Origin of the sequence: Myroides odoratus, from assembly GCF_001549985.1 — a bacterium.
GTDB lineage: Bacteria > Bacteroidota > Bacteroidia > Flavobacteriales > Flavobacteriaceae > Flavobacterium > Flavobacterium odoratum_A.
Genome location: NZ_LROZ01000027.1, coordinates 23,996 through 36,458, shown reverse-complemented (window position 1 = coordinate 36,458; position 12,463 = coordinate 23,996). Strand labels below are relative to the sequence as shown.

The window sequence follows — 12,463 nt, the reverse complement described above, 5'->3', positions numbered from 1 at the left end:
AACCCCGCTTATGCAGGGAGTGTGGATCACTTGCAATTTTTTGGGTTATACCGCACCCAGTGGGTGGGATTAGAAGGTGCTCCTAAAACAGCGTATCTATCTGGAACCACTCCCTTGACCGATAATGGTTTAGGGATGGGATTTCACTTTAAGAATGACCATTTAGGGGTGATGGACGAAAATAGCTTGTCGATTGATTTAGCGTATACGGTAGATTTAAATTACCAGTATAAATTGGCCTTTGGACTAAAGGGAACAGGATCTCTTTTGGATGTGAATTACGATAAATTACACATTTATGACGGAAGCGATCCCGTTGCGGAGGACAACATCAAAAACAAGTTTTCAGGTAACGTAGGAGCAGGGGTGTACTTATATTCGGATAAAGCCTATGCGGGATTATCGGTACCGATGATTTTGTCTAGTAATGTTTACAACGACAATGATTATCGCGTGATGAAAGAGAAGACTCATTTTTACTTGATGGGAGGCTATGTTTTTGAATTGAATCCAGAGATTCAATTCAAACCAGCTGCTTTAGTGAAAGTAATGACAGGCGCACCTTTACAAGTGGATGTAACAGCAAACTTTTTGTTTTACGAAAAGTTTACCCTTGGAGCAGCGTATCGTTGGGATGCTTCTGTTAGTGGGTTAGCGGGATTCCAAGTTAGCGATGGATTATTCATCGGTTATACCTATGATGCAGATACTAGTAAATTAGCGAAATATCATTCGGGTTCACATGAGATTTTCATGAAGTTTGAACTATTTAATAACACGAAGAAAAAGGTTGCTCCGAGATTTTTCTAGAAACAAGCAAATTATGATAAAATACAAACTATATAACGGTATTGTTCTTTGTCTGTTGTTGACGAGTTTGATTGGCTTTGGACAAACTCGCAAAGAGCGCAAAGCTGATCGCGAATTTGAGAATTATGCTTATATCGATGCGATTCACGTGTATGAAAACATGGCAGATAAGGGCTATGTGAACACCTCAATATTGAGTAGACTTGGAGATTCCTACTATTTCAACGGGAAATTTATTGACGCCTATAAATGGTATGATCAGCTTTTTAATGCTACTTATGAGGGGAAAGATTTAAATCTATTAAACCCAGAATATTACTATCGTTTTGCCCAAACGTTAAAAGCAGTAGGTCAACCAGAACAAGCCGATGCTATGTTGGAGCGATTTGCAACTATTGAGTATACCGATTCTCGAGCTCGTTTATTTTTAAATAACGATGAGTTGGTAGAGCTAACCCAAGCGGCCTCTAGTTATGCTTTAGTTAACTTGGGGATCAATAGTTCGTATTCGGATTATGGGGGGACATTAAGTGAAAATCAATTGATTTTCACTTCATCTCGACCTACAGATGCGATGCACAATAAAATTCACGCTTGGACCAATGAATCTTATACGAAGCTATATGCATCTTCGATTGTTTCAGATGGAACACTTGAAGAACCGGTATTATTTGCAAAGGAATTGGCTTCTAAGAATTTGAACATGGGTTCTGCTATTTTTACTAAAGATGGTCAAACTCTTTATTTTACCAGCAATAAGAGTTCTTCTCGCAGAAACAAGAAAGCAGACTTGCATCAAGAAGATTCCTCTATATTGCAAATATATCGTGCCAAGAAACAGGCCGATGGCCGTTGGGGAGAAGTAGAGGCATTGCCGATCAACTTAGAGCAGTACAACACGGCTCATCCGGCCTTGACACCTGATGAAAAGTGGCTTTATTTTGCTTCAGATCGCCAAGGAGTTCAAGGTAGTTTAGGTCAATTGGATTTATTCCGCGTTGCGCTCTATGAAGATGGACAATATGGTGCTGTAGAAAATCTAGGAGACCAGATTAATACAGCAGGAAGAGAGACTTTTCCTTTTATATCGAAGGACTATGTGCTTTATTTTGCTACCGATGGTCATCCGGGATTTGGGGGTTTGGATTTGTATAAGGTTGATATTCACAAAGATGGAAGTTTAGGTAAACCGGTGAATTTAGGTCCAGATATCAACAGTCGATTTGACGACTTTGGACTGTATATTGATAGCTCGACAAAGAAAGGGTTTATTAGCTCTAACCGCTTAAATGGACAAGGTGGAGATGATATTTACTTATTTGTAGAGAAACCGTGTATTCAAGTGATCGAAGGTACTGTTGCTGAGAAAGCGAGTCAGTTTTTCATAGCCGATGCTGAAATTATCATTCAAGATCGAATGCAAAAACTAGTAGATAAGGTTTATTCCGATGCCCGTGGTCACTATTTTTCAGACAAGCTGCTTTGTGGTCAAAAATACCGTATTCGCATTCAAAAGCCAGGGTATGATACCCAGGAGTTTGTGGTGTCAACGGATCGAAAATCCCAAACTACAGTAGCCATCGAATTGGAGATTGATGGAACGATTGTCAAACCAGGCGATGATTTATTCGCAAAGATGAAGTTGAATCCGATTCATTTTGATTTAAATCAATCGATTATTCGCCCAGATGCTCAAATCGAATTGATGAAGATTGTTGAAATCATGAAACAACATCCGAGTTTGAAGCTCGATATTCGCTCTCATACAGATAGCCAAGGAAATGATGCTTACAACATGAAGTTGTCTGAACGTCGAGTTACTGCTACAATGAAGTGGATGATTGATCAAGGTATCGATCCAAAGCGTTTAACAGGTAGAGGATACGGTGAATCACAGCTAATTAATCACTGTAGCAATGGAGTTCCATGTACTGCAGCAGAACACGAAGTGAATAGACGCAGTGAGTTTATTATCATGAACATCAATTAATTTAGTTTTTTCATAATTTGTACTTTACTATGTCATTCGTGGAGTACAAATATTTGCAAAGAGGGTGATCTTTTAGATCACCCTCTTCATTTTTTAGACCTTATTGTCAGTCAACAAGAAGGTCTATCAAGGATGTTGGATCGTTTCCTTTTGTCTTGCTCTAACTTCTAATAAAAACAAATCGTATTTTCTTTCTTTTTTTAATTATTAGAAACGATAGCTAATTGCATATACAAATTAGCACAGCAATTTCTCCTTTTTTGGTACCGCCTTTTTGTTTGAGAAGAAGTATTTTAAAAGCCTAGGGTATAATTGAGCTAAAAAGAGTAAAATCCGTTTATTTTTTCAATCCATTAATTCATAGAAACACCACCAAATTTTGTCCTTTTAGAAATATAGCTGACCTTTGTAAGGTGAAAATAGCAACAATCATATTAGCTCTATTTATGTTCTTCAAACCAGTATTACCGGTTGTGGAGTATGTAGTATTTTATGATTATATAAAAAATGAACTTTGTGTCAATAAAGACAAACCAGAACTGAAATGTAATGGGAAATGTCACCTGACTAAAGAACTCGCTCATGCATCAGATACAGATGCAGATAAGAGCAAGACTCATTTTGCTTCAGCTGAAATACAGCTGATTTACTATCAGGCTATTGCGGTGATTAACTGTACTTTTGTTACACCTTATTTCACCAAAGTAGTGATCAATGTTGAAGATCACTACCGTTTTTCTTTTTCTAATTTATTATTTCGACCTCCCGTTTACCAAGCATAAGAAAATATAGGAAAAAAGTAAAGATAAAACACAACTTGTAGGGCTAATGCTCTCAGGTATGCTATGCTTGTATTTTACTTTTTAGTACAATTAATCCTATATCCATTTCACTTATTTGTAAACCGCAGTTATTCAATGAACCGTTGAATAGCATTAGAGCCTTGTATATATTTTGTCCTCATCGTTTTCTTTCCGCTTTCTTACATAAGGTAGTGGGCATAAGGATGTAGGGATAATATAAAGGCACCCCGTAAAACAATGAAAAACTTTATTTGTTTCGCAGCAGTATTTTTTACTGTTGTGGCTTGTACTATTGATAAAACAGATTACGAGGCTGAGACAGACAATGTAGTGCCTGATAAGCAGGAGTTTAAAGAAGTTTTTTCTTTTGAACAAGAACAGTATCGCATTTATGCAGAAGCCTTAGATGGTAAGTTATATAAAGGATATAATGAAATACGACTACACCTGGTCAACACAAGTACCAAACAGGAGATAGAAGATGCTACCATCACTTTTTTACCCGTGCGAACAACAACTGCAGGAAAAAAAGAATCTTGCCCAAATGTGTATCAGTTGAAATTTCAACCACAAGAAAAATACTATAAAGGATATAGTGTATTTACTGAAGAGAGCACAACAGGTAAATGGGAAGTTTTCCTTCATTTTAGCATAGGTAAGCAACATTTTGAGCAGGTTCAGCCCCTTGTGGTACTCCCTCAAAGTAATATGAATTTAAATATGACTTCTTTTACAGGGCACGATCAAGAGCAGTACCTCATTGCGCTTATTTCCCCAATTAAACCTAAAGTAGCTGAGAATAAGTTGACAGCAGGTATTTTTAAATATAATGCAGCCCTCGAAGAAGTAACAACAGAGGTAACGAGTTTGCAACATGCTTATTCCCTGGTAGAAAATTATAAATTGTTTTTAGACCCACGCATGCCTGAACCGTCTATGGGTAATCACTCCTCGCCTAATAATCGCGATTTGATACAAGGTGAAGATTCGCTGTATCATGGGGTAGTAAATTATACCATGACGGGAAATTGGACCTTGAATTTTATCCTTCAAAACAACCAAGGACGAATCCTGAAAGGAACGAAAGTTCCCACAGATTTTACTCCTGGAGTAGAAGGAGTAAAGAGTGAATTGTTTATCGATATTCTTTTTTAAAATTATGCGTATTTTATCAATTATACTTTGCTTGGCTACTTTTCATGCGGTGGCACAGCAACCAATAGTAGAGCAAGATAGTCTTTCTACTGTTTTAGATGAGATTGCTGTACTTGCAAAAGCAAAAGAAAAAATTCAAACGGATTTAAAAATGGCAGTTTCTGTGGATGAGTTTTTAGCCTCTTCTGAACAAATTAGTTTCATTAAACGCGGGGCTTATGCTTGGGAACCTTTATTGAATAACATGAGCACAGAACGCTCAACGTTGACCATTGATGGGATGCATATTTTCGGCGCTTGTACGGATAAAATGGACCCGATTACGTCTTATGTAGAAAGTAACAACCTCGCAGCTGTTGATATACAATCCGGACAAGAAGGAGGGATGCATGGATCAACGATTGCAGGTAGTATTGACCTAAAAAGAAAAAGTACAGCTTTTAGTCCCTATAATCAATGGACGGGAGGGTACCAAAGTGGATTTGAATTCAATAACAAGCAATTTTACAATCTAGGGAATATTTCTTTTTCAACAAAAAAATGGGCGAGTGACGCAAGTATTGCTTACCGTACCGCTCAAAATTATAAAGACGGAAAGAATCAAGAGGTGAATCACTCTCAGTATAAAAAGTTCAATACTTCCTTAGGTATTGCGTATAAAACGAGTGAATTATCTGCCGTGCGAGTGGATGCTATTTTTGATGTCGCGAAAGATGTTGGATTTCCAGCATTGCCGATGGATTTATGGCTCTCACGTGCCATTATTACTTCAGTCAGTTACAAGCAATTGTTTGAAGATCGATTTATTAAAGCTTGGGATTCTAAAGCGTATTTTAATGCGATTGAGCATTATATGGATGATACGACACGTCCGGAGAACTTAGTTCATATGGATATGCCTGGTTGGAGTACTACCTATGGTTTAGTATCAAAAGCAGATTTTAAAAAGGGAATATACGCTTCAGAAGTACAATTAAACGTATACAATAACCTTTCGATTGCAGAGATGCGTATGTACCCCCAAGATCGCGCTAAACAAACTATGTTTGCTTATACTTGGCCGTGGGTAACAACGACCTATGGAGGGATATCATTGAATAATACGATTACATTTTCGCCAATCAGTCAATTGCATGTTGGCGGTGGTTTAGGTGTAAATTATAACAAATCCAAATACATTGAATTCAACTGGATTTTCCATCCAGGAGCTGCTCAAGAAAAAACAAGAGTATTGCCTAGTCTACATGCAAGTTATGAAGTTAAGCTAGATGCTTTCACTTTTACACTAGGAACAGGATACGGGCATAGAGCGCCCTCTGTTTCAGAAGCCTATGGATACTATATCTACAACAGCTATGATCGATATGATTACATTGGAAATCCCGACTTAAAAAATGAAGTTTCCCATGAATTAAATGCCAGTGTAGGGTACAAAGGAAAACGTTTTGGACTCCAAGCGAAGGCAAATTATTTCTACATTAAAGATTATATCATTGGACGTATTTTGAGTTTAGGCAGCCCGATGAATTATCAATCTGTAGGAGTAAAAGGATATACTTCATTGGACTATGCTACATTGTTCAACTTTTCATTAACAGGTACGTATAATCTAACGGATCACTTGCATTGGAAAGGAACAGTAACGTATGCGAAAGGACAAGATAACGATAAAGGTAATTTGCCTTTTATTCGACCATTGAGCTATCAGACAACGCTGCATTATAGTTATGGAGATTTTGGTATGCAGACTTCAGTTCACGGAGATGCCAAACAACGAGATTATAGCCCAGAGTATGGAGAAAGTAAAACGCCTGCTTATGCCATTTGGAATGCTTCTGTTGATTATTCTTTTTATGTCAAAGATGTCAAAGCAGTATTTCAAATTGGAGCAGAAAACCTACTCAATGAATACTATTCTACTTATGCCGATTGGGGCAATATACCAAGAATGGGACGTAACTTTTTCACGTCACTAAAATTAAATTTTTAAACTAAATCTTATAAAACAAATACAAATGAAAAACGTAAAAAAATACTTCGCTTTACCAATTCTTGCTCTAGCCTTTACTGCCTGTTCAAGTGATGACAACACTACTGTTGCCAATAAAGTAACTTTGGAATTTACTAATACATTTGGGGATAAACCCCTTGTTTTAGGAGATGCTAATTCAACTACAGCAACTGTAAATACTTCAGCAGAAGGGCAAATTCACCATTTTAGTGAGGTTAAATATGTGATAAGTAATATTCGTTTAGTCAAAAATGACGGAAAGGAAATCCCTTATTTTATCAATGATTTAGATCAAGGAGCAACAGTAATAAATCAGGCCAAACCAAGTAGTTTGAGCTATGTATTGCGCGATATTCCCAAAGGAGAATACAAGCAGATTAAATTTGGATTAGGAGTAAGAAATGATTTAAACATCTTGAATGAAGCAAAGTTTCCTAATTTTTATGCAGCAGCAGGAGCTAATGATACTGAAATGATGTGGGAATGGGGAACAGGGTATCGCTTTACGAAAATCGAAGGATTTTATGAAGCCGATCACAAAACCCTATCAATCCACACAGGAAGTACTTTAGAAAAGGATGATAATGACGTTTTAGTACAAGGTGTGGATGCCTATAGAAATATCACCTTAGACTTACCTGTTTTAGCTCAGGTAGGTGCTTCATCTCCAGTTATTTCAATCAAAGCAGATTTTAATGCTTTATTAAGTGGAAAATCAAATACAATTAAACTTAGTTCAGGTACAGGTTCAGATGACAATGCTACACCCAACGTGCATACTGCTGTACAAATGACCAAATTCGCAGATAATTTAGGTGGAAATGGTACAAGTGATGTAACGGGAATGTTCTCAATTTTACAGGTAAAAAATTAAATATACTAAAGAGCCGTTGATTCAGCGGCTCTTTTTAACTGCTATGAAAATAATATATAAAATAGGGAAAATCAGTATGTTAATCCTGCTATTGGGAATAGTTTCCTGTAGTTCGGATAATGATTATGAGGTAAGGGAGGCGAATTCCCTTTTGGATTTGGCTATTCCGGCTGATTTTCCTCCACTTAATGCTGCTTTTTATACCAATCAACCAACAAAATTTGGAGTAGAATTAGGCGAAAAACTCTTTTTTGACCCGCGTTTAAGTCGAGATAACAGTATTGCTTGTGCATCATGTCATATGCAAAAATCAGCCTATGCAGATCACCAAATACAAGGGGTTGGAATAGAAGGGAAGGTAGGTTTGCGCAATGTACCACCGATTCAGAATTTAGCTTTTATGCAATACTACAACTGGGATGGTAGCAAACGCCAATTAGAAAAACAGGTAATCGTTCCCATCATTACACCAGAAGAAATGCATTCTTCTATACTGGAAGTTGTAGGAAAGCTTAAAGAAGATGCCGAATATCGAATCTTGTTTAATAAAACATTTGGAGATCATGAGATTACACCAGAACGCATCTATCAAAGTATCGCTCAGTATGAGTATACCTTAATTTCAGCCAACAGCAAATACGATCAAGTAAAGCAAAAAAAGGCTGTCTTTACAGCCCAAGAACGTTATGGGTATACCGTATTCAATACGCATTGTGCAAGTTGTCATAGCGGTGAATTGTTTACAGATCAGACCTTTAGAAATATTGGATTTCCAATAAATCGCGATTCAAATGAAGCAGGAAGAGCCCGTGTCACTGGAGATTTAAATGACTATATGAGTTTTCGCGTTCCTTCTTTGCGCAATATTGAATACACAGCTCCTTATGGAAGTTTTGGACAGTTTAAAACACTAAGAGAAGTATTGGATTATATGGATCAAGGTGTCCTTTCTAGTGCTAATTTAGATCCCCTATTTAAGGATAATCAAAACCGATTATCCCTGACAGTGGATGAAAAAGAAGCGTTAATTGCGTTTATGAAAACACTCAGTGATCTTCGTTTTACAGGTCAATAAAAAATAATGAATGCTAAAAGTTCGCTTTTTTCTAATCAAATGAGACAATTGAAGAGGAGTAAGGTAGAAATTGGCGTAAAAGATGTAACTTAGGCCTTAATTAGCAACCTAATTTACAAGAAATGAAACGCAATATTTTTCTTCTCGTTAGCTTTATAGTTTTATCGTCTTTTGCGGTACAAGATAGTTTTACAGACCGTATGCGGGTTGCTGTAACACCTTATGTAGAAGCTGAATTGGGGATTGATTTGAAGAAAAAAGAAAATACGTTAACAATTGTTGGTATTGATACTTTAACTGAAAAAAATCGCTTGTATATCAAAGGACAAGAGCTACTAGAGGAATTACAAGTTGGCTATTTGCCTTTTATTGAATTACAGCGTCATGCCGTAAATCAATACATGTTGTTGTACAAAATTCACCCTGTAGCGAATGTACGAACGGAAATTGATAAGGCAGTGCGAGAGTATGGTGAAATTGAAGCAAAAGCAGCACCGCTAATTCAAGAATTAGAAGAAGTGATAGCCAAGGAAAAAACAGCGGATAATAAGCAATTTGTAGCCTATAAAGTAAGTGCATTGTTGCATATTCGCAATCAAGATCGCCTCATTAAAACGGATACATTGGGCATTATTGTCAGTAAGGATTTACAAGTAATCAAGCGAAAAGATTTTATAAAAAATTAAGCAGTAAAACCACGCTATGCGTGGTTTTTTTATCTTTTTTTAGCAGGTATTGCATGTAATTTATAGGGAAAAGGAGATTTAATATTGATTTTTTGTATATTTAATGTAATATTTTGTTAAAATTTGGGGATATGAAAATGAAAATAATGCTGCTTTTAGGCGTAGTTCTAGTGGGTTTGAGCTGCAATAAAGAAAAAGAAAAAAAAGAGAATCAATTCATGCCTGTTGTGCAATATTATATTGCGAATGAAATTGGATTAGATTTAAGTAAAAATGGAACCAGTGTAGCTATTATTCAAATAGATACGTTAACGGAAAAAGACCGTTTAGCAACTAAAGCAGGTGATTTAGTCAAACGTTTAAAAGAAAAGCAACAAGAACTAAATCAGATGAATCCATTAGAAAATCAGATTACAATTACGTCAACACCAGATTTTGAGGAAACCAGTCAAGAAGCTGCGGGAATTGTTTTAGGCGAATATCAAAGGCTTAAAAATGAAATGGATTTACTTGCACAAGAATTACGCGCATTGGAGACAACTTATCAAACGGTAGATTCTGTGCAATTTGTAGCATACAATGTACAAGCAACTTTGAAATACTTAACGAAAGCACACATTGAAAAATCCAGACAGATTACAGTTATTGTAGATCGAAATCTAAATGCCATTACAGCAGAAGACTTTATCAAATAAAAAAGAGCGTATACCAAAGATACAGCATCAAAACAGGTCAAACCCCGGTTCTATTCTAATTGTTGTATTTATATTATAATTAATATTATGTAAAATAGAAAATTTAAACTCCTCCTCGTATTGGCTACATTCCTAGAATTTCTATTTTTGTAGCCACTATAGCATTTATCATGATCTATTTACTTTGTAGTATTCTTGGAAGCGTTTCTGTAGGTGTATTTTTTAAATACATAAAAAAGTACGCCATCAATATTTTTCAAATTATCATCATCAATTACGTCATCACTTCGTTATTGTCCTTTTTTATCTTTCAAGTGGATTTGACGCAAATCTCAACGACAATGCCTTTGGGAATTATTGTCGCTTTGGGAATTTTATTACCGACAATCTTTGTGGTTCAATTTTACGCCATCAAACACGCAGGTTTAATTAAAACAGATATTGCTCAACGATTATCCCTGTTGATTCCAATTTTAGCTGCTATTTTTATCTTTCACGAAGCGCTAAATACACTGCGCTACATAGCTTTGGGAGTTGGATTAGTTTCGATTTATTTTGTTCTAAATAAAGGAAATACAACAAAAAGCACCAGTTCTAATACCAGTTCATTCTATCTATTGGGAACGTTTTTAGGCTTTGGTGTTATTGATATTTGTTTTAAAAAATTAGCGCTATATTCCGCAATTCCCTATACACAAAGTTTGTTTTATGTTTTTGCTACAGCTTTGATTTTAAGTCTGTTTGCCTATACTTTGGGAACAAAGAAAACGATTTTTAAGCTAACTAAACTCAACCTGGCTTCAGGTGTATTTATTGGAGGACTGAATTTTGTCAATATTATTTTTTACATGAAAGCTCATCAACACTTCTCCTCCAACCCTACGATTGTATTTGCAGGAATGAATTTTGGAGTAATTTTCTTGGGAACGCTATTGGGTTATACCTTATTTAATGAGAAATTAAATCGAAAAAACATCCTTGGATTGATACTAGCCGCTTTAGCGATTACACTCTTGGTTATTTCCCTGAATTAAATTGAAATTTTAATGCATTTCTACATACCAAAACAAAAAATCATCCGTTAGTATAAAAGATAAATATTGTTTTTTATTGTATTATTTACTGAAAAGGGATTTCTGTTTTATAGAAATCCCTTTTTTATATGGTATGTTTATTTCGTTTTGATTTGAATCGTATCCTCATCAACGAGTAAAACTTGTTGATTATTGAGCAATAGTAAAGGAAGTGTATCTTTATAGTTTTGATAGACTTGCTCTCCGACTTCTCAAAAGGAAAATCTTGGTAATGAACCAAAGGATATCGATCAATTAAATGTAAACCTGTATAATCTTGTAATAAAGGAGCTTTAGACTTGTCGTCCATGGCCTCTATATACGTAATATCTGGCGCCATAATAATACTTCCTGCCGATGTACCGATATATACTTTTCCCTTCGCTATTTCGGCTTGGATAAGAGCATCAGCCCCAGATTGATGAAGTTGTTCTAATAAAAAGAAGCTATTTCCTCCAGAAACAAAAATATAATCGTTTTGCTTCAGTTTTCTATCTATTTCTTCCGGGCTTGCTGTACTTAACTCCAATACATCTACCCTCATACCTAGACGGTAGAAAGCATTTTTGTCATTTTCTACGTGGCCTTTATATTCTTCTACAAGACTTGCTGTTGGGATAAAAGTTACTGTTTTAGCTTCTACTTTTTCTCCTACAAACTCTTCTAAGAAATCTGCTACATCACAAAAGGATGACGCTAAAAACATTTTTTTCATTCTTTTCTTATTCTAATGCTAAACTTAGTTGTTCCGTTTTATTGTATGCTTTATTTTCGAGTTCCAATAGAAATTTTTTACGCCAGATACCTCCTCTATAGCCCGTTAAACTCCGGTCTGTGCCGATAATCCGATGGCAAGGAATAACAAGAGCAATTCGATTTTGTCCATTGGCATTGGCTACAGCTCGAATACTCTTGGGAAGCTGTAAAAATTCAGCTTGTTCTTTATAGGATTTGGTTTGACCATAAGGAATAGCGCAAAGCCCTTGCCAAACCGTTTGTTGGAATTCAGTCCCTATAAGGTCTAAAGGAACAGTAAACGCCTTTAATTCTCCTTTAAAATAAGCGTCTAATTCTCCTTTAAGTTGTTCGATTAAATCAGAAGAACCCTCTACAATTCTCGCTTGTTTCGCTTTACAAATCCGTTGGTATTCGCGCTCTAAATCTTGAATATCTGCAAATTCAACTAAGCAAATTCCCTTCTCACTCGCACAAATAACAAGTGCTCCAATTGGAGTTTCTATTTGTTGTAAATGAATGACAGATAGTTCGTTGGTTTGTTTCATTTGAATGT

The 12,463-nt window shown here is 36.0% G+C and carries 12 protein-coding genes; 10 read left to right on the top strand and 2 right to left on the bottom strand.

Features of this window, described 5'->3' with window-relative positions:
* The 10 genes from AWV75_RS17540 to AWV75_RS17495 all read left to right on the top strand — a co-directional run.
* Positions 1-810: PorP/SprF family type IX secretion system membrane protein (locus AWV75_RS17540; RefSeq protein ID WP_060873262.1), on the top strand; the 810-nt coding region annotated here is incomplete at its 5' end.
* A 13-nt stretch (positions 811-823) separates the two neighbouring features.
* Positions 824-2,800 carry an OmpA family protein gene (locus tag AWV75_RS17535; protein WP_060875580.1) on the top strand — a complete coding sequence of 659 codons (1,977 nt, stop codon included), beginning with the start codon at positions 824-826 and terminating at the stop codon, positions 2,798-2,800.
* Between the two features lie 446 nt (positions 2,801-3,246).
* Positions 3,247-3,582, top strand: coding sequence for a hypothetical protein (locus AWV75_RS17530; protein ID WP_060875582.1), 336 nt, complete (start codon positions 3,247-3,249; stop codon positions 3,580-3,582).
* Positions 3,583-3,840: 258 nt separating this feature from the next.
* Positions 3,841-4,758: a hypothetical protein gene (locus tag AWV75_RS17525; protein ID WP_060875579.1), complete on the top strand. Its 918-nt coding sequence runs from the start codon at positions 3,841-3,843 to the stop codon at positions 4,756-4,758.
* A 4-nt stretch (positions 4,759-4,762) separates the two neighbouring features.
* The gene (locus AWV75_RS17520) at positions 4,763-6,748 is read left to right on the top strand and encodes a TonB-dependent receptor domain-containing protein (protein ID WP_060875578.1); all 1,986 of its coding nucleotides are present in this window, start codon (positions 4,763-4,765) and stop codon (positions 6,746-6,748) included.
* 25 nt (positions 6,749-6,773) lie between these two features.
* Positions 6,774-7,643 (top strand): MbnP family protein, encoded by an 870-nt coding sequence (locus AWV75_RS17515; protein WP_060875577.1) that lies wholly within the window; start codon positions 6,774-6,776, stop codon positions 7,641-7,643.
* A gap of 43 nt (positions 7,644-7,686) precedes the next feature.
* Positions 7,687-8,718, top strand: coding sequence for a cytochrome-c peroxidase (locus AWV75_RS17510; RefSeq protein ID WP_060875576.1), 1,032 nt, complete (start codon positions 7,687-7,689; stop codon positions 8,716-8,718).
* Between the two features lie 122 nt (positions 8,719-8,840).
* The gene (locus AWV75_RS17505) at positions 8,841-9,404 is read left to right on the top strand and encodes a hypothetical protein (RefSeq protein WP_060875575.1); all 564 of its coding nucleotides are present in this window, start codon (positions 8,841-8,843) and stop codon (positions 9,402-9,404) included.
* Positions 9,405-9,535: 131 nt separating this feature from the next.
* Positions 9,536-10,099 carry a hypothetical protein gene (locus AWV75_RS17500; protein WP_060875574.1) on the top strand — a complete coding sequence of 188 codons (564 nt, stop codon included), beginning with the start codon at positions 9,536-9,538 and terminating at the stop codon, positions 10,097-10,099.
* A 170-nt stretch (positions 10,100-10,269) separates the two neighbouring features.
* Positions 10,270-11,133, top strand: coding sequence for an EamA family transporter (locus tag AWV75_RS17495; protein ID WP_060875573.1), 864 nt, complete (start codon positions 10,270-10,272; stop codon positions 11,131-11,133).
* A gap of 124 nt (positions 11,134-11,257) precedes the next feature.
* On the opposite strand, the gene AWV75_RS17490 is transcribed toward AWV75_RS17495, so the two are convergent.
* Together AWV75_RS17490 and AWV75_RS17485 are read right to left on the bottom strand one after the other, a co-directional pair.
* On the bottom strand, positions 11,258-11,887 hold the full coding sequence (locus AWV75_RS17490) for a Type 1 glutamine amidotransferase-like domain-containing protein (RefSeq protein WP_231738187.1): 630 nt from the start codon (positions 11,885-11,887) through the stop codon (positions 11,258-11,260).
* Positions 11,888-11,894: 7 nt separating this feature from the next.
* The gene (locus AWV75_RS17485; RefSeq protein WP_060875572.1) at positions 11,895-12,455 is read right to left on the bottom strand and encodes a methylated-DNA--[protein]-cysteine S-methyltransferase; all 561 of its coding nucleotides are present in this window, start codon (positions 12,453-12,455) and stop codon (positions 11,895-11,897) included.
* Between the last annotated feature and the right edge of the window lie 8 nt (positions 12,456-12,463).

What these genes read in the sequence shown, in the direction of transcription:
- AWV75_RS17505 (WP_060875575.1), top strand. Translation starts at nt 8,841, where the DNA reads ATGAAACGCAATATTTTTCTTCTCGTTAGCTTTATAGTTTTATCGTCT.
- AWV75_RS17530 (WP_060875582.1), top strand. Translation starts at nt 3,247, where the DNA reads ATGTTCTTCAAACCAGTATTACCGGTTGTGGAGTATGTAGTATTTTAT.
- AWV75_RS17535 (WP_060875580.1), top strand. Translation starts at nt 824, where the DNA reads ATGATAAAATACAAACTATATAACGGTATTGTTCTTTGTCTGTTGTTG.
- AWV75_RS17490 (WP_231738187.1), bottom strand. Translation starts at nt 11,887, where the DNA reads ATGAAAAAAATGTTTTTAGCGTCATCCTTTTGTGATGTAGCAGATTTC.
- AWV75_RS17495 (WP_060875573.1), top strand. Translation starts at nt 10,270, where the DNA reads ATGATCTATTTACTTTGTAGTATTCTTGGAAGCGTTTCTGTAGGTGTA.
- AWV75_RS17525 (WP_060875579.1), top strand. Translation starts at nt 3,841, where the DNA reads ATGAAAAACTTTATTTGTTTCGCAGCAGTATTTTTTACTGTTGTGGCT.
- AWV75_RS17500 (WP_060875574.1), top strand. Translation starts at nt 9,536, where the DNA reads ATGAAAATGAAAATAATGCTGCTTTTAGGCGTAGTTCTAGTGGGTTTG.
- AWV75_RS17485 (WP_060875572.1), bottom strand. Translation starts at nt 12,455, where the DNA reads ATGAAACAAACCAACGAACTATCTGTCATTCATTTACAACAAATAGAA.
- AWV75_RS17510 (WP_060875576.1), top strand. Translation starts at nt 7,687, where the DNA reads ATGAAAATAATATATAAAATAGGGAAAATCAGTATGTTAATCCTGCTA.
- AWV75_RS17515 (WP_060875577.1), top strand. Translation starts at nt 6,774, where the DNA reads ATGAAAAACGTAAAAAAATACTTCGCTTTACCAATTCTTGCTCTAGCC.
- AWV75_RS17520 (WP_060875578.1), top strand. Translation starts at nt 4,763, where the DNA reads ATGCGTATTTTATCAATTATACTTTGCTTGGCTACTTTTCATGCGGTG.